This window comes from Streptomyces mobaraensis (genome assembly GCF_020099395.1).
Taxonomy (GTDB): Bacteria; Actinomycetota; Actinomycetes; order Streptomycetales; family Streptomycetaceae; genus Streptomyces.
This window is the reverse complement of the sequence record NZ_CP083590.1, coordinates 6,483,715-6,498,746: the sequence shown is the minus strand read 5'-3', so window position 1 is coordinate 6,498,746 and position 15,032 is coordinate 6,483,715. Positions and strand designations below refer to the sequence as shown.

The following is a 15,032-nucleotide window of genomic DNA, read 5'->3' as shown; positions in this document are numbered from 1 at the left end:
CGGCAGCGCCCCGGCCGTGGCGTCTCCCGGAGCATGCCGTGCCGTACGTCCCCCTTCCTCAAGCCGAATGCCTCGCCGCCTTCAGTGCACTGCGCACCGGCACCCCAACGAACGCCTTCGAGATCGGCGAGGGATGCAACCGCTTCCCGCCCTCCCCCGTCCTGGGACTCCACCTCGCCGGCGTCGTGCGGCACCTGATGGAGAACGGCGGCCTTTCGGGCTACGCCGATCCCTTTCGGGGTGGCAGCCGCGGCGCCTTCGCCGAACTCGTTGGCGACTACCTGGGCTTGCACCTGCAGTCCGAGGACGTCGTCTTCGTGCGCGGCGGTACTGAGGCGATCAGCCTGATCATCGCTTACTTGGGCTGCACGGGGCACAGCCTCACCCTGCCACTGCCGAACTACTACGCGTTCGACCAGTGCGCCGCCCGCTGGCACGTCCCCGTCACCGCCTACTACCGTCACGACGGAACCCCGTACGCCACCGGTCACGGGAGCGGGCAGCACCGTGCCCTGATCGAGGTCTTGCCCAACGGCATCACGGGCAGCCTCTACACCATCCCGCCGGACGACTACGACTTCGTCCTGCTGGACGCCGTTTTCCAAGCCGGCCACTTCGGACCCAGCCCCAGCCCGGCTGCCGCGCTGCGCACGAAGATCCGCGCCCTCGACCTGGGACGCGGCGCGCTGATCATGACCGCATCCAAGGACCTCTCACTCCCCGGCATCCGGGCTGCGGCCGTCATCACCCGCGATCGAGCCCTGCGCGCGCACATCGCCTCAGACGCCTTCGATCGCGCGCCGGTCACCAGCCCCCTCGGCAGCTTGCTGATGGTCCTGTACGCGGCGCTGCTCACTGCCCTCGACAGCCCCGTCGAACATCTAGGCAAGCTCCACGCATCCGCTCAGGACACCGTCGCACGCCATCGCCTGCCGCCCCTGCCCGGCGCCGCCAACTTCCGTGACCTGTGCGCCCATGTTGAGCGGATGACCGGACACTACGGGGCCAACGCCCGCATGCTCGCCCGGGCTTCTCAGGCCCTGGCCCTTCCCGAGAGCCTCCGGCCTACTGCTGGCTACTCAGCCTTTCCGCAGCTCGCTGTCCCGCGCGCTGATTTCCTCGAATGGGTCCGAAGCTGTGCCCTGGACGGACTGCATCTCAATCCCACCGTCGTGCACGGGGGCACTGCAACCGCCTGGAGGCACCTGATGCCCGAAGGGCACCTGCGACTCAACCTCTCCGAGACGCGCTGCGCCTTCGTCGACGGGCTGCGGCGAATCGCAGAGCATCTTCCACCGCCCGCCGGTCACCTCCCAATGGAGACGCTGACATGACCCGAACCGCACTCGTCGGGGCGATTCACCGATCCGACAGTGGAGCGCTCCGTCGCGGCGCAGGCGGGGATAACCATCGGCTAAGGCTGCGGCAAAGCGATGCTCCTCACGATCGAACCGGTCGCCTCCATGTTGAGCGCACCTTGCGGCTCGTCCGCCTGTACCGACCTCGGTACTCGGCCTCCTGAGCCTCACGCCCTTATTCACGCGCCTCAGTGTCTGCTGTCACCCGGCGCGGCAGACTGGTGGCCACCGCCCGAGGGACGAGGTACTCCTGCCCATACCACCGCCGTGCCAGCCCGGTGACCGGGCACACCTCGCGGCCGCGAGGACCTTGCCGGGGCCCGGCCTGCGGTGGGTGACGAACACCGACCCCGCCTATGGTGGTTCAGTCGTCCTCGTACTGGGCGAGGGCTAGGCCGAGACCGAAGAAGGTCGGAGCCCATTCGCCCACAAAGATGCCCCAGCGGTCGGCACGGTCAATGCCGGCTGATTCGCCTTTGACGGAGGCGGCCCAGGACAGGAACGACAGCCCGATGGAGGCCAGGGCCGCGGTGTAAGCGTGTTCGCTGCGCAGCCCGGCTTCATGCAGTTTCCTGATCACGATGTGCTCCCGTGCGTGTCCGGGTATCCCTTTACGCCATGCTGGCCCTCTGCTGGCCAGACGGCGCTGTGGGCTGGGCCGAATGGGTGGATGGGCTTGCTGGGGTCAGCGTCGTCTGCGGCGCTCCGTAGGGCGGGTGCGTCAGGTGCCGGAGACGTCGGAGGGCTGGCCGACGCGAGCTGCCTCGTTCGCTTGCCAGGCAGGTGTGCATGGTGTGGTGGTCACTGTCGGACCAGTTCCGGCAGGTACCGGGCAATGACGGCTCGGGTGCGCCGGGGGTTCGCGCCCAGGACGCCGACGACGGCGACCGAGGCCATACCGGGCGCTCGGGTCACCCGAGCTACGCCGGCGCCACCAAGGCACGCACCACTGTCCGTCCAAGGCGGCCCTCCGCCGCGTAGGCGTACGCGGCTCTCAGCTGTCGGTCGGCCGGGCACCGAAGCGCCGGGCCTGCTCGTGAGCCGTCTTCCGGGCGATGCGCTCCAGCGCGGGAAGTGCTCCCGCCTTGGTGGTGTTTTCCCTGACCAGGTAGACGGTGATGTCCGGAAGGCCGCGCACCGGGACGAACGCGAGGTCGGGGCGCGCGTGGCTTTCGGCGGCGACGCCGCCGGTGATGAAGGCGCCGAAGCCGGCCGCGGTCACGTCCACCGCCTCGTCGAGGGTGCGCACTCTGTGCCTGGCCTCGGGCGCCGTGCGTCCGTTCGGCAGGGCCGCGGAGGGAAAGGAAGACTTGAGAAAGTCGTCGCCGACGAGGCTGAGGCCGTCCAGGTCGGCGACGTCCACCGCGTCCCGGCCGGCCAACGGGTGGCCAATGTGGACGCACAGCATCGGGGGCTCAACCCACAGCGGCACCGTACGGAGTCCGCCGCCCTGGAGGGCATCCGCCGAGGGTGCGAACGCGACGTCGACCTCGTTCTCGCGGAGGGCAGTGACGACCCCGGCGAAGCCCAGCTGGCGCAGTTCCCAGCGCACGGCCGGGAGTTCCCGGGCCGCCTCGGCAAGGATGAGGGAGACGATGCCGGTGCCGCCGGCGATGCCGACCCGGATCGTCTCGCCGCGGCGGCGGCGCTGCTCGGTCCACGCGGCCACCGCGTCCGTCGCCCGGATGGCCTCGCAGGCGAGGGGCAGCAGTTCCCGGCCCGCTTCCGTCAGACCGACGTGCCGCGAAGTGCGTTCGAACAGGGGGAACCCCATACGGCGCTCCAACGCGGAGACCTGCTGGCTCAGCGACGAGGTGGCGATGTGCAGGCGCTCGGCGGCCCGGGTGAAGTGGAGTTCCTCGGCGACGGCGACGAAGTACTGCAGCTGCTGAACGGTCAGGTCCACGGTTCGTCCTTCGGTGCGGTGCCGTGAGTCTAGTGAGCTGGTCCGGAGATGCGTGAGCAGTAGCGGCAGATCCGGTCGATGATCTGGTCGGCGGTCCTGGTCCACTTGAACGGGCGAGCGTCGTCGTTCCAGTGCTTGATCCAGTCCTCGAGCGCGGTCTTCAGCTCGTCGAGCGAGCAGAACACGCCGCGTTCGAGGCAGCGTCGTTCGAGCTCGGCGAACCACCGCTCGACCTGGTTGGTCCACGACGAGTAGGTCGGGGTGAAGTGCAGCTCGAAGCGGGGGTGGGCGAGCAGCCACCGGTGCACCACGGGCGCCTTGTGGGCCGAGAGGTTGTCGCAGATCACGTGCACCGCCAGGCCGGGATCTGTCTGCCGGTTGATCTCGTCCAGGAAGTCACGGAAGTCCACCGCCCGGTGCTGGGCCGACAGCTTCCCGATCACCTTCCCGGTGGCGGTGTTCAGCGCCGCGAACAAGTCCACGGTGCCGTGCCGGACGTAGTCGAAACTCCGCCGCTGCGGTGTCCCCGGCACCATCGGCAGCACGGGAGCGGTCCGCTCCAGTGCCTGGATCTGCGGCTTCTCGTCCACCGCGAACACCGCCGCGTTCGCCGGCGGCGCGAGATACAGGCCCACCACGTCCCGGATCTTGTCAATCAGCAGGGGATCCGGGGAGATCTTGAAGGTCTCGGTCCGCCAGGGCTGGAGACCGAACGCCCGCCAGATCCGCAGCACGCTCGTGGGCGAGATCCCCACTCGCCGGGCCATCTCCCGCTTCGACCAGTGCGTCGACCCCTCGGGCAGCTCTTCGAGGGTGCGGACCACCACCTCCTCCACCTGGGCATCGGTGATGGTCCGCGGCACCCCCGGCCGCGGCTCGTCGGCCAGACCGTCCAGCCGGTCCCGCAGAAACCGCGACCGCCACTTGCTCACCGTCGTCCGGTGGACACCCAGCCGGCCCGCCACAGCCATGTTGCTTCCGCCTTGCGCGCACGCCAGAACGATCCTCGCCCGCAGGGCCAGTCCCTGCGCGGTCGTGCGACGCTTCTCCCACCCCTGCAACACCACCCGCTCGAACTCCGTGAGGACGAGCGGGACCAGCCTGTTGTCACCCATGCCCGCAGCAGACCGCGAACCTCCACAGCTGTCACCAGCCCCCGGCCTGATCTGGGACAGAACACAACTCACGTGGCGACGCCGAGACTCAAGACCGGCTCACTAGGCGATCACCGACGGGTGACCAGGCGCCTTCGCAACGCCGCCCCTCTGGCCGGCACCGTTCGGTCCGCCCTCATAGTCGTTCGCCATTCGGTCATTGTGTCCCTCCGAACTGGCTTCGCATCCTTGTTTCCGTTGGCGGCGGCCACCCTGGTCGCTGTCTTCGCCGGGACGGAACGCTCGATGGCCCGTGGGGGCGGTGAGGGATGGCATGAAGGGCCGCGGAATGGTGCAGGCGGGGCCGGAGGCAGCGGCCGCGGTCCCACAAGGCCCCGCCGGGAGTGTGACTCCGGCGGGGCGGTTGCGTACGGTCCTGTCGGTGCTCGGCCCCGCGCTGGTGGTGTCCGTGGCTTACGTCGACCCGGGGAACTTCGCCACGAACATGTCCGCCGGCAAGGGCTACGGGCCGCTGCTGCTGTGGGTCGTCGTGGCGGCGAACCTGGTGGCCGTCTTCGTGCAGTACCTCGCGTGCAAGGCGGGCGTCGCGACCGGCAGGGACTTGGGCGAGTTGTGCCGTGCGTACGCTCCCCCCGTGGTCACCCGGGCGCTGTGGGTGCAGGCGGAGGTGGTGGCGATGGCCACCGACCTCGCCGAGTTCGTCGGAGGGGCCGTCGCCCTGCACATTCTGTTCGGTGTCGCCCTGCTGCCGTCCGCCTTCATCGTCGCCGTGGTCTCGCTGGTCCTGCTGGCTCTCGCGCCCGAAGGCCGCCGTCGGTTCGACATCGTGACCGCGGGCTTCCTCGTCCTCGTCCTCGCCGGCTTCCTCTACCAGGCGATTGCCGCCCACGCCTGGGACGGTGCCCTGTCCGGCTTGCGGCCGCGCTTGGCGGACTCCCGGAGCCTGCTGCTGGCCACCGGGATCTGCGGGGCCACCGTCATGCCCCACGTGATCTATCTGCATTCCGCGCTCGCGCGCACCCCGGCCTCCGCATCACCGGCCCAAAAACGGCGGGCACTGCGTGCCCACACCTCGGCGCTCGTCACGGCACTGAGCATCGCCGGCATCGTCAACGCCGGCATGCTGGGGATCGCCGCGGGCGCGTTGCGCGGCTCGGGCACCGAGGACAACCTGGAGGGCTACCACGCTGGGCTCGGCCACGTGCTCGGCTCTGGTGTGGCCCTGGCGTTCGCCCTGGCTCTGCTGGCCTCCGGCCTGGCCTCGTCCGGTGTGGGCACCTTCGCAGGCCAGGTGATCATGAACGGTTTCCTCGGCCGCCGCCTGCCGCTCACGGCGCGCCGGATCATCACCATGGCCCCGCCCCTGCTCGCCCTCGCCCTGGGCCTGGACCCGACGCGGGCGCTCATGCTGAGCCAGGTCGTGCTGTCCTTCGGCGTGCCCTTCGCACTCGTGCCCCTCGTGGTCTTCACCATGCGCAGGGACGTCATGGGAGAGCTGGTCAACCGCCCGGTCACGACGGTGGCGGCCGTGGCTGTGAGCGGCCTCGTCAGCGGTCTGAACGTCTGGCTTCTCGTACGCGGACCCTCGGTGTGACCCGCCCGGGCGGCGGGACGTGCCCCGGTCGGCGGCGCGGCTCGTCAGCGTGACGTGATCGTACGTCGTGGCCTCACGATCGTGCGGCTTTCGATAGTGGTTTCCGCCCGGCCCCCCTTCGACGATGGAGGGGAACGTCCGCGAGGAACGGGCTTGTCGGCCGATTCCTTCGCCCCGCCGTTTCCCCGGCCGCGTTCCCCCGAGGCCGACGGGTCACCCGTCGCCCTTACCCACCATTGTGATCAGGAGAATCCTGTTGAGTATCGGTCTGGAAGCGATCCACACCTTCAAGCCCGTCCGTAACGAACTGCCCGGTGAGCCCGTGCCGTACTACGTGGCCAACGGCGAGGGCAAGCGGTACGAGCTCGACGGGCAGCTGTGGACCGTCATCGCGCGTATCCAGGACACCGGCGGGCTGTTCGACGCGTCCTATGTCAGCGGCGGGCGCGGCGCGGCGACCGGTTTCCACGCCTACCGGGACCACCAGCGCTCCTTCATGGTCGTCAAGGGCAGTGTGCAGGTGTGGCTCGGCGGGGAGAGCCGCGTTCTGGTCCCGGGCGACTCCTTCAACGTCCCGGCCGGCGCGCCTCTGGCGTACCGGTTCCTCGCCCACCACACCCGCATGGTGACCTGGTCCGCCCCCGGCGGCGCCCTGGACTTCATCCAGCGGCTGGGCACCCCCGTCGACCGCCACATCCACCCCAACCGCCCGGAGCACAGCAGCTCTCCCGAACACCGCGCCGAGGTCGGCGCGCTCTTCGGCGTCACCTTCCCCACCGTGAAGGAGGTCAAGGAGAGCCTGGAATGGGACGCGACGCTGCCGCAGGGCGTCGAGCCGTACTTCCTGCGCGCCGGGGAGGGCGACCGGCTGGCCTACGACAACGGCCTGCACAGTTACCTGTCGCGGGGTCGGAACACCGATCACCAGTACTTCGCCGTGCTCAGCCAGGGCGGCCCGAGCCAGTACTTCGCCCGCCACTTCCACGAGCAGCACACGGAGAACTTCCTGTGCCTGTCGGGGCGGATCTGGATGCACGTCAACGGGGAGGAAGTCCTGCTGACCGCCGGTGACTTCCTGCACGCCCCGGCGGGCACCATCCACACCTTCGCCTTCGACGCCCACCAGACCGAACTGCTGGGCGTGCTCACCCCGGACATCTTCGAGCCGTTCTTCCCCCACATCAGCACCCCGACGCAGAACCACGTGTACGACGAGGCCTCACAGATGGCCATGGTGGGGCCGCCGCCCGTGGCCATGCTGCAGAAGATCCAGGAGGAGCTGGACCTGGTGATCGTCGGCGCACCGCCGGAACGCGAGATCGGCCTCGGCATCTGATCACCGCGCTTTCGGCGACGACGGGCTCCGGTACGCGTGACGACGCGGGCCGGAGCCCGTCGCGTACGCGCGCACGCGGCCGGCTCTCCGTGTGCGAGGCCGGGATGCCGTCCCTCACGGCGGCGGCGTCGCCGCGTCGGTGTCGGGGGCGGCCGGGCCCCAGGGGCTTTCGAGGATCCGGCGCAGGGTGGTGAGGGAGGACGGGCCCAGGCGTCGGCCGAGTTCGTCTTCCAGGCGGGCGATGAGGGTGCGGGCGAGGCGGTGCACGCGCCGGCCTTCGGCGGTCATGACGATGGTGCGGCGGCGGGCGGAGGCGGGGTCCGGGATCTGTTCCAGCAGGCCCATGCCGATGAGGGCGTGGACGGCCTGGTGGGCGCTTTGCCGGGCGACGTTCATGCGGCGGGCGAGGTCCGAGACGGTGGTGCCGTCGGGTGGCATGTGGGCGAAGACGTTCTGCTGGCCCAGGGTGATGGGCCGTTCGCCAGCGTCCGCCATGGCGGCGGCGAGCGCGGTGTCGAACCAGTGCTTGCCGTCGGCGAGGAGCTGAGGAAGGTTGCGGTCGGGGGTCATGAGACGTCCTCGCTGGTGTTGTCGGCTGTCGGCCGGCCGCCGGCGGAGTGGCGGGAGGGGGCGGGTGCGGTGCCGGCGACCCGGGCGCGGAAGGCGGTGGGCGTGGTGCCGGTACGGCGGCGGAAGAAGGCGCTGAACGCGGTGGCGTGGTGGAAGCCGACGCGTTCACCGATGGCGGCGGGGGCCAGGGCGGTGTGGGCGAGGAGGCGTTTGGCCTCCAGCAGGACCCGGTCGTCGATGAAGCGCTTGGCCCCGCAGCCGACGGCCGCCCGGGTGGCGCGGGTGAGGGTGCGCACGCTGTAACCGAGCCGGGCGGCGTAGTCCTCGGCGCGGTGGGTGTGGGGGAAGTCCTCCTCGACGGCCTGCCGGAAGCGGCGGAAAGGCTCGCCGCCGGGACCGTCGGGCGGTGCGGAGCCCTCCGGCTGGGCGAGGTGGAGCAGCAGGGCGGACAGCAGACTGCGCATGGCTTCGATGTGGGCCTCCAGCGGCAGCATGGCCACATCGCCGTAGCCCTCTTCGAGCGCCCTGCGGACGTGGCCGAGGGCGGGCGCCCGACGGACGGAGGGCCGCAGCAGGCAGCGGCGGGTGTGGTCGTCCGCGCCGGTGACGGAGACCGTGGCGGGGCTGAGGAAGCCGGACGGGAAGAGGATCGCCGTGCCCTCGGCCTGGGACAGGGGCGTGAGGAACTGCAGGACCTGCCCGGGCCGTACCCACAGCCAATTGCCGGGGGTGACATCGAAGGTGTCGAAGTCGACGGAGCAGCGCAGCACTCCGGTGGTGACGGTCAGCAGTTCGTGGAAGGCCGGGCGCCGGGGCCGGTAGGGGTCGAGGCCGTGGCCGCGCGCCCGTGCGGCGAGGCGGGGGAAGTCGAGCACCTCCACGCCCGGCGGTGAGCCGGGGGTGGGGCGGTACGGGACGGCCGCGATGCCGTCGGCCGCTCCGCTGTCCCCCGCGTGTCCGTTTCTCTTCATGGTGTGTCTCAAGTGTAGGCGATGGCCTTCCTGCTGCCGCCTTAGCGTTGAGGCGCGAGCAGGTGGCGATGAGACGGCAGGACGGAGGCCCTCCGAAGAAGCGGCGCTCCCGGATCCGCTCCCGCATCCGCTGCCGCTCGGCGACCGAAAAGCATCAGTGAGGACCGGTGGTCCGGTCCGTGTGAAGGAGGGCTGCCGTGCGGTTGATCATCGGGATGACGGGAGCGACCGGCGCGGTGTTCGGCGTCCGGCTGCTGGAGAACCTCCAGCAGCTGCCGGAAGTCGAGACGCACCTGGTCTGCTCCCGCTGGGCCCGGTCGACCATCGAGCTGGAGACGGGATACTCGGCGCGGGAGGTCGCCGCCCTGGCCGACCACGTCCACGTGCCGGAGGACCAGGGCGCGCCGATCGCCTCGGGGTCGTTCCGCGTCGACGGCATGGTCATCGTGCCGTGCTCGATGAAGACGCTGGCCGGGATCCGTACCGGTTACGCCGACGGCCTGGTGGCCCGGGCCGCCGACGTGGTGCTCAAGGAACGGCGCCGGCTGGTGCTGGTGCCGCGGGAGACGCCGCTGAGCGAGATCCACCTGGAGAACATGCTGGCGCTGTCCCGGATGGGCGCCCAGATCGTCCCGCCCGTGCCCGCCTTCTACAACCACCCCGAGAGCGTTGACGACATCGTCGACCACATCACCGCCCGGGTCCTGGACCAGTTCGGCCTCCCAGCGCCCGCCGCCCGTCGCTGGCAGGGCATGCGCGAGGCCCGCCGGGAACGGCCCGCCGCCTGAGGACCCTCGCGCGTTCGACAGCAATCCGAAGGAGCTTTTTCATGGCCTATGACGACCTGCGCAGTTTCCTCGACGCCCTGGAGCGGGAAGGCCAGTTGCTGCGCGTCACCGACGAGGTGATGCCCGAACCCGACCTGGCCGCGGCCGCCAACGCGGCCCCCCGCCTGGGCGATACGGCCCCGGCGCTGTACTTCGACAACGTCACCGGTTTCACCGACGCCCGCGTCGCCATGAACGTCCACGGATCCTGGGCCAACCACGCCCTGGCCCTGGGCCTGCCCAAGGACACCCCCGTCAAGCGGCAGGTGGAGGAGTTCATCCGCCGCTGGAACGACTTCCCCGTCGCCCCCGAGTGGCGCGAGGACCCGCCGTGGGCCGAGAACACCATGGACGGCGACGAAGTCGACATCTTCCGGGTGCTGCCCCTGTTCCGTCTCAACGACGGTGACGGCGGCTTCTACATCGACAAGGCCGCGGTCGTCTCCAAGGATCCCGAGGACCCGGAGCACAGCGGCAAGCAGAACGTCGGCATCTACCGCATCGAGGTCAAGGGCGGCCGCAAGCTGGCCCTCCAGCCCGTGCCCATGCACGACATCGCCCAGCACCTGCACAAGGCGGAGCGGGCCGGCGAGGACCTGCCCGTCGCCATCACCCTGGGCAACGACCCGGTGATCTCCATCGTGGCGTCCACCCCGATGAAGTACGACGAGAACGAGTACGAACTCGCCGGTGCCCTGCGCGGTGCCCCCGCCCCCGTCGCGCCGGCCCCCCTGACGGGGCTGCCCGTCCCGTGGGGCGCCGAAGTGGTGATCGAGGGCGTCATCGAGGGCCGCAAGCGCGAGATCGAGGGACCCTTCGGGGAGTTCACCGGCCACTACTCCGGCGGCCGCAGCATGCCCGTCATCCGCGTCGACAAGATCTCGTACCGCACCCGGCCGGTTTTCGAGCACCTCTACCTCGGCATGCCCTGGACCGAGGTCGACTACCTGATCGCCGCCAACACCTGCGTACCGCTGTACCGGCAGCTCACGGAGGAGTTCCCGGAGGTGCGGGCGGTCAACGCCATGTACACCCACGGCCTCGTCGTCATCGTCTCCACCGCCAAGCGCTACGGCGGCTTCGCCAAGGCCGTCGGCCTCCGCGTCCTGACCACGCCCCACGGCCTCGGCTACGCCACCACCGTCATCGTCGTCGACGAGGACGTGGACCCCTTCGACCTGCCCCAGGTCATGTGGGCGCTGTCGACCAAGATGAACCCCTCCGGAGACCTGATCCGCATCCCCAACCTCTCGGTCCTCGAACTCGCACCGCAGGCACAGCACCCCGGCATCACCGACAAGCTCGTCATCGACGCCACCACCCCCGTCGCCCCCGACCACCGCGGCAACTACGGCAACCAGGTCCGCGACCTGCCCGAGGCCGCCGCCTGGCTGGACCGCCTCCGGCGACTCGCCGCCCACCGCTGACCCGGGACCGTCGGCCGCTCCGGCCGTCCCGCCCCCCGACCGCACAAGGAGTCTCATGTCCGAGAAGACGCCCGGGAATACGTCCGAGAAGACCGTTTGCCCCCGCTGCGCCCACCCCGCGATCGCGCGGCTGTTCACCTCCCCCGTCCCCGGGGTGTGGGACGTCCTCCAGTGCGAGCAGTGCCTGTACTGCTGGCGCACCAGCGAGCCGGCACGCCGCACGTCCCGCGCCGCCTACCCCGACGGTTTCAAGCTGACTGCCGAGGACATCCGCGACGCCCCGGAGGTGCCCGCCGTACCGCCGCTGCGCGACGCGCGTTAGCCATCTCACGGCAGCAGAGACTGGTCCACATCCCCCTTATGTCAGGTAACCTGACACAAGGCTTCCAGTGGCCTTCAGTGAGGAGAGAACCTTGACCATCGAGTACGCCACCCGGTACCGAACCCACTCGCAGATCCCCGCCGAGCCGGGCGTCCCCTACTTCATCGAGAAGGGCATGGGCGACCGCGCCCACCTCTTCGGCGACCTGTTCACGATCTACGCGGGCGGTGAACAGACCGAGAACACCTTCAACTTCTTCACCGTCGAGGGCCCCAAGGGCGACATCATCCCGGCCCACTCCCACCCCGACACCTACGAGGTCTTCTACATCACCGACGGCGCGGTCCGGCTGTTCGTCGAGGACTTGCAGGGCAACCAGCACGAGAAGCTGCTCACCCCCGGCGACTTCGGCTTCGTACCCAAGAACTGCCCGCACGCCTACCGCATCGAGCGGCACCACAGCCGGGTCGTCGGTGTGGCCGCCGGCCCCGGCGGCACCTTCGAGCGCTTCTTTGAGAACCTGGGCGCCCCGACCGACGAGCTGACTCTGCCGCGGGAGCCCGTCGTCCCCGCCCCGGAGAAGTTCGCCACCGTCCCCCAGCAGTACGACGTGCACTTCATGCCGCACCACCAGTGGCGCACCGGCAGCTGAAGCGGAGCTGAGGTCCCTTGCCCTTCGTGAAAGCCCTGCTCGCAGGGGTGCTGGTGGGGGTCCTGTACGTGGTGGTGCGGGTGAAGTCCCCCGCACCACCGCCGGTCGCCCTGTGCGGCCTGCTGGGCATGCTGCTCGGCCAGAGTGCGCTGGGGGCGCTGTGAGGGCCCCCGGTGCGGGCCGCGCCGCCCCGGCCGCCGGGCGGGCCGGGGCGGCGTTCACGGCCGGACTGCTCATGGGGGCCGTCTACTGGGCCCTGGACATCGCCTCGCCCGCCCCGCCCCTGGTCGGCCTGGCCGGCCTGGCTGGCATCGTCCTGGGAGAACGCGCCGCGACCGCCGCCCGCCGGCACCTCGCTCGGCACCGCTCCTCCTCCGTCCCCTCCTTTCCCGACCCGCACTCCGATGCGCACCCCGACCGGTATCGCGCCCCCCAATCCGTCCCACAGGAAGAGGAAGAACGCCATGACGTCCAAGCACCTCACTGACGAGCCCGGTCTCGTCGACGTGCACGCCCATTTCGTCACCGACTCGTACGTCCGCCAGGCCAAGGCCGCCGGCCACCAGAATCCGGACGGCGTCCCCGCCTGGCCCTCCTGGTCAGCCCGGGAGCACATCGCGCTCATGGACCGTTGCGGGATCGACACCGCGATGCTGTCCATCTCCTCTCCCGGCGTGCACTTCGGTGACGACACCGCCGCCCGCCGCCTGGCCCGCGAGGTCAACGAGGCCGGCGCCGAGGCCGTCCGGGACCATCCCGGCCGCTTCGGCCTCTTCGCCTCACTCCCTCTCCCCGACGCCGACGGCGCGCTCGACGAGATCGCGTACGCCTTCGACACCCTCGACGCCGACGGCGTGGTCCTGGAGACCAACACCCATGGCACCTACCTGGGCGACCCGAAGCTGGAGCCGGTCCTCGCCGAACTCGACCGGCGCGGCGCGGTCGTCTTCCTCCACCCCACCTCGCCTGTCTGCTGGGAGCAGTCCGCCCTCGGCCGCCCCCGGCCGATGATCGAGTTCGTCTTCGACACCGCCCGGACCGTCACCGACCTGCTCATGGCCGGCGCCCTGGAACGCCACCGCAACCTGAAGATCATCGTGCCGCACTGCGGCGGCGCCCTGCCGGTCCTGGCCGACCGCATCAACGGGTTCATGAAGATGTTCATGCCCGCCGGCACCCAGGCCCCCGATGCCGTCGAGCAGCTGCGGCGCCTGTACTACGACCTCGCCGGCCCTGCCCTGCCCCGTCAGCTCCCCGCCCTGCTCTCCCTCGTCGAGCCCGGGAACGTGCTGTACGGCAGCGACTACGTCTGGACGCCCGCGGCGGGCGTGGAGGAGCACGTCAGGAGCATCGACAGCGCCGCCGCCCCGGAGGGCGCCACCAACTGGCGGGCCCTGACCACGGCCAACGCCCAGCGCGTCCTGCCCCGCCTTGACCGCCGATCCGGGAGGTGAGCGATGACCGCCACCGGCCCCTCGGCCTTCCCCATGCACCTGCTGGCCCCGGCCGATCCCGCCAAGCGGCCCCTGCCGCCCGCCGCGAACCCCGCGCCGGGGGTGCGGCTCCTCCGGGCGGCCGAGTACGCCGTACCCGACGGCAACCGGCCCCTCGTGGTGGACCTGTGGCTGCCGGAGGACGCCGGCGAGCCGCTGCCGCTGATCGTCTTCGTGCACGGCGGCGGCTGGCGCACCGGGCAGCGGGACGACCTCGGACCACGCTTCCGCTCTTGGCGGCCGGGGCCCTTCGCCCGGCTGGCGCGGGCCGGATTCGCCGTCGCCTGCCCCGACTACCGCCTCAGCGGGGAAGCCGCGTACCCCGCCCAGAGAGACGACCTGGCCGACGCCCTCACCTGGCTGCACACACGCGCCGGCGAACTGGGGCTGGACACCTCCCGCACGGTCCTATGGGGCGAGTCCGCAGGCGGCCACCTGGCCGCGCTCACCGCCCTCACCCACTCCGCCCGCACCGGCACGGCCACCGTCACCGGCTGCGTCACCTGGTACGCCCCCACCGACCTCACGGCACTCGCCGCCGACCTCCCGCCGGGCGCCTACGACGCGGAGGACCCCGGCTCGTACGAGGCCCTGATGCTCGGCGGCCCGCCGGCCGGCATACCGGAGATCGCCCACGCCGCCAGCCCCGTCACCCACGTAACGGCACAGGCACCGCCCTTCCTGATCCTGCACGGCACCGCCGACGCGGTCGTCCCCGCCCGCCAGGCCGTCCGCCTCGCCCGGGCGCTGCACGACGCAGGCGCCGGCCCCGACCTGCGCCTGCTGACGGGGGGCAACCACCTGTGGGTCGGCCTGACGGACACGGACGTCGAGGACTGCTTCACCCGCACCCTCGACTTCGCCCGCAGCCGCACCGCCGCAGCGGATGCCGACGCCCGGCCGGCCGAGGGAACGCCGCTCCCGTGACGGGCTCTCAGCCTCCGCCGTGCTCGGCGGCGGCCGTGGCGTCGGCCAGGCCGCGCTCCATGGCCTCGGCCAGGCGGCCCAGCGCCTGAAGCACCTCCGCACGGTGCTCTCCGAGCGCCTCCAGCAGCCGGGCCTCGACCTCCAGCTGGCGGGGGAACAGGGCGTCCATCGCCGCCTTGCCCGCCTCGGTGACGGTCACCAGGGAGGCGCGCCGGTCGGCGGGGTGGGACGTGCGCTCGACGAAACCTCGCTTCTCCAGCTTCGCCAGCGCCTTGCTGACGCCCGCCCGCGACATCCCCCGGTGCTCGGCGATGCGGCGCGCGATGACCGGCTCGTCGAGATGGCGCAGCGGCACGAGCAGGTCGACCTCGGGGGCGGTCAGCGGCGCCCCCTCGTACAGCGGCTCCACAGCGCTGTCACGCAGAGCCATGATGCGCTTCAGGAGGCCGACGATCTCCATCGGCGAGGTGTCGAGCCCGTCGCCGCGGGCAGCCCACTGGGCGCGGGCAGAGGATTCGGAGGGGAGCACAAGAA

Annotated in this window: 17 protein-coding genes; 11 read left to right on the top strand and 6 right to left on the bottom strand. The window is 71.0% G+C overall.

From position 1 onward, the window contains the following. Window positions 1-38 precede the first annotated feature (38 nt). The gene (locus K7I03_RS28850; RefSeq protein ID WP_185945762.1) at window positions 39-1,334 is read left to right on the top strand and encodes a PLP-dependent aminotransferase family protein; all 1,296 of its coding nucleotides are present in this window, start codon (window positions 39-41) and stop codon (window positions 1,332-1,334) included. Window positions 1,335-1,722: 388 nt separating this feature from the next. Here the strand turns inward: K7I03_RS28850 and K7I03_RS28845 are convergent, their stop codons facing one another. From K7I03_RS28845 to K7I03_RS28835, 3 genes are all read right to left on the bottom strand, one after another. Further along, window positions 1,723-1,941 carry a hypothetical protein gene (locus K7I03_RS28845; RefSeq protein ID WP_185945780.1) on the bottom strand — a complete coding sequence of 73 codons (219 nt, stop codon included), beginning with the start codon at window positions 1,939-1,941 and terminating at the stop codon, window positions 1,723-1,725. A 411-nt stretch (window positions 1,942-2,352) separates the two neighbouring features. Further along, the gene (locus tag K7I03_RS28840) at window positions 2,353-3,264 is read right to left on the bottom strand and encodes a LysR family transcriptional regulator (protein WP_185945763.1); all 912 of its coding nucleotides are present in this window, start codon (window positions 3,262-3,264) and stop codon (window positions 2,353-2,355) included. A gap of 29 nt (window positions 3,265-3,293) precedes the next feature. After that, on the bottom strand, window positions 3,294-4,379 hold the full coding sequence (locus K7I03_RS28835; protein WP_185945764.1) for an IS630 family transposase: 1,086 nt from the start codon (window positions 4,377-4,379) through the stop codon (window positions 3,294-3,296). Window positions 4,380-4,800: 421 nt separating this feature from the next. Here K7I03_RS28835 and K7I03_RS28830 point away from each other — a divergent pair, with 421 nt between their 5' ends. Next, window positions 4,801-5,973, top strand: a complete 1,173-nt coding sequence (locus K7I03_RS28830; protein ID WP_224347264.1) for an Nramp family divalent metal transporter — start codon at window positions 4,801-4,803, stop codon at window positions 5,971-5,973. Between the two features lie 256 nt (window positions 5,974-6,229). After that, window positions 6,230-7,309, top strand: a complete 1,080-nt coding sequence (locus K7I03_RS28825; RefSeq protein WP_185945765.1) for a quercetin 2,3-dioxygenase — start codon at window positions 6,230-6,232, stop codon at window positions 7,307-7,309. Window positions 7,310-7,423: 114 nt separating this feature from the next. Here the strand turns inward: K7I03_RS28825 and K7I03_RS28820 are convergent, their stop codons facing one another. Both K7I03_RS28820 and K7I03_RS28815 read right to left on the bottom strand, forming a co-directional pair. After that, window positions 7,424-7,879 carry a MarR family winged helix-turn-helix transcriptional regulator gene (locus tag K7I03_RS28820; RefSeq protein WP_185945766.1) on the bottom strand — a complete coding sequence of 152 codons (456 nt, stop codon included), beginning with the start codon at window positions 7,877-7,879 and terminating at the stop codon, window positions 7,424-7,426. Then, window positions 7,876-8,850: a helix-turn-helix domain-containing protein gene (locus K7I03_RS28815; RefSeq protein WP_185945767.1), complete on the bottom strand. Its 975-nt coding sequence runs from the start codon at window positions 8,848-8,850 to the stop codon at window positions 7,876-7,878. The genes K7I03_RS28820 and K7I03_RS28815 overlap by 4 nt, the downstream gene beginning before the upstream one ends. A 197-nt stretch (window positions 8,851-9,047) precedes the next feature. On the opposite strand from K7I03_RS28815, the gene K7I03_RS28810 reads away from it, so the two are divergent. From K7I03_RS28810 to K7I03_RS28775, 8 genes are all read left to right on the top strand, one after another. After that, window positions 9,048-9,638 carry a non-oxidative hydroxyarylic acid decarboxylases subunit B gene (locus K7I03_RS28810; protein WP_224347263.1) on the top strand — a complete coding sequence of 197 codons (591 nt, stop codon included), beginning with the start codon at window positions 9,048-9,050 and terminating at the stop codon, window positions 9,636-9,638. Between the two features lie 41 nt (window positions 9,639-9,679). Beyond that, the gene (locus tag K7I03_RS28805; RefSeq protein WP_185945768.1) at window positions 9,680-11,104 is read left to right on the top strand and encodes a non-oxidative hydroxyarylic acid decarboxylases subunit C; all 1,425 of its coding nucleotides are present in this window, start codon (window positions 9,680-9,682) and stop codon (window positions 11,102-11,104) included. A 55-nt stretch (window positions 11,105-11,159) separates the two neighbouring features. Further along, window positions 11,160-11,426 (top strand): non-oxidative hydroxyarylic acid decarboxylases subunit D, encoded by a 267-nt coding sequence (locus K7I03_RS28800; RefSeq protein WP_185945769.1) that lies wholly within the window; start codon window positions 11,160-11,162, stop codon window positions 11,424-11,426. A 91-nt stretch (window positions 11,427-11,517) separates the two neighbouring features. Further along, the gene (locus tag K7I03_RS28795; protein WP_185945770.1) at window positions 11,518-12,078 is read left to right on the top strand and encodes a quercetin 2,3-dioxygenase; all 561 of its coding nucleotides are present in this window, start codon (window positions 11,518-11,520) and stop codon (window positions 12,076-12,078) included. A gap of 26 nt (window positions 12,079-12,104) precedes the next feature. Next, window positions 12,105-12,242, top strand: a complete 138-nt coding sequence (locus tag K7I03_RS28790; protein WP_224347697.1) for a DUF1427 family protein — start codon at window positions 12,105-12,107, stop codon at window positions 12,240-12,242. Further along, entirely contained in the window at window positions 12,239-12,565 is a 327-nt protein-coding gene (locus K7I03_RS28785) for a XapX domain-containing protein (RefSeq protein WP_221903618.1), read from the top strand. Before K7I03_RS28790 ends, K7I03_RS28785 begins: the two co-directional genes overlap by 4 nt. After that, window positions 12,543-13,532, top strand: coding sequence for an amidohydrolase family protein (locus K7I03_RS28780; RefSeq protein ID WP_185945772.1), 990 nt, complete (start codon window positions 12,543-12,545; stop codon window positions 13,530-13,532). Before K7I03_RS28785 ends, K7I03_RS28780 begins: the two co-directional genes overlap by 23 nt. A 3-nt stretch (window positions 13,533-13,535) precedes the next feature. Beyond that, window positions 13,536-14,498 (top strand): alpha/beta hydrolase, encoded by a 963-nt coding sequence (locus K7I03_RS28775; RefSeq protein WP_185945773.1) that lies wholly within the window; start codon window positions 13,536-13,538, stop codon window positions 14,496-14,498. A gap of 7 nt (window positions 14,499-14,505) precedes the next feature. On the opposite strand, the gene K7I03_RS28770 is transcribed toward K7I03_RS28775, so the two are convergent. Then, window positions 14,506-15,027: a MarR family winged helix-turn-helix transcriptional regulator gene (locus K7I03_RS28770; protein WP_224347262.1), complete on the bottom strand. Its 522-nt coding sequence runs from the start codon at window positions 15,025-15,027 to the stop codon at window positions 14,506-14,508. Between the last annotated feature and the right edge of the window lie 5 nt (window positions 15,028-15,032).

Excerpts from the sequence above, each read along its gene's own strand:
- K7I03_RS28835 (WP_185945764.1), bottom strand. The coding sequence starts at position 4,379 with ATGGGTGACAACAGGCTGGTCCCGCTCGTCCTCACGGAGTTCGAGCGG.
- K7I03_RS28815 (WP_185945767.1), bottom strand. The coding sequence starts at position 8,850 with ATGAAGAGAAACGGACACGCGGGGGACAGCGGAGCGGCCGACGGCATC.
- K7I03_RS28775 (WP_185945773.1), top strand. The coding sequence starts at position 13,536 with ATGACCGCCACCGGCCCCTCGGCCTTCCCCATGCACCTGCTGGCCCCG.
- K7I03_RS28780 (WP_185945772.1), top strand. The coding sequence starts at position 12,543 with ATGACGTCCAAGCACCTCACTGACGAGCCCGGTCTCGTCGACGTGCAC.
- K7I03_RS28800 (WP_185945769.1), top strand. The coding sequence starts at position 11,160 with ATGTCCGAGAAGACGCCCGGGAATACGTCCGAGAAGACCGTTTGCCCC.
- K7I03_RS28805 (WP_185945768.1), top strand. The coding sequence starts at position 9,680 with ATGGCCTATGACGACCTGCGCAGTTTCCTCGACGCCCTGGAGCGGGAA.
- K7I03_RS28820 (WP_185945766.1), bottom strand. The coding sequence starts at position 7,879 with ATGACCCCCGACCGCAACCTTCCTCAGCTCCTCGCCGACGGCAAGCAC.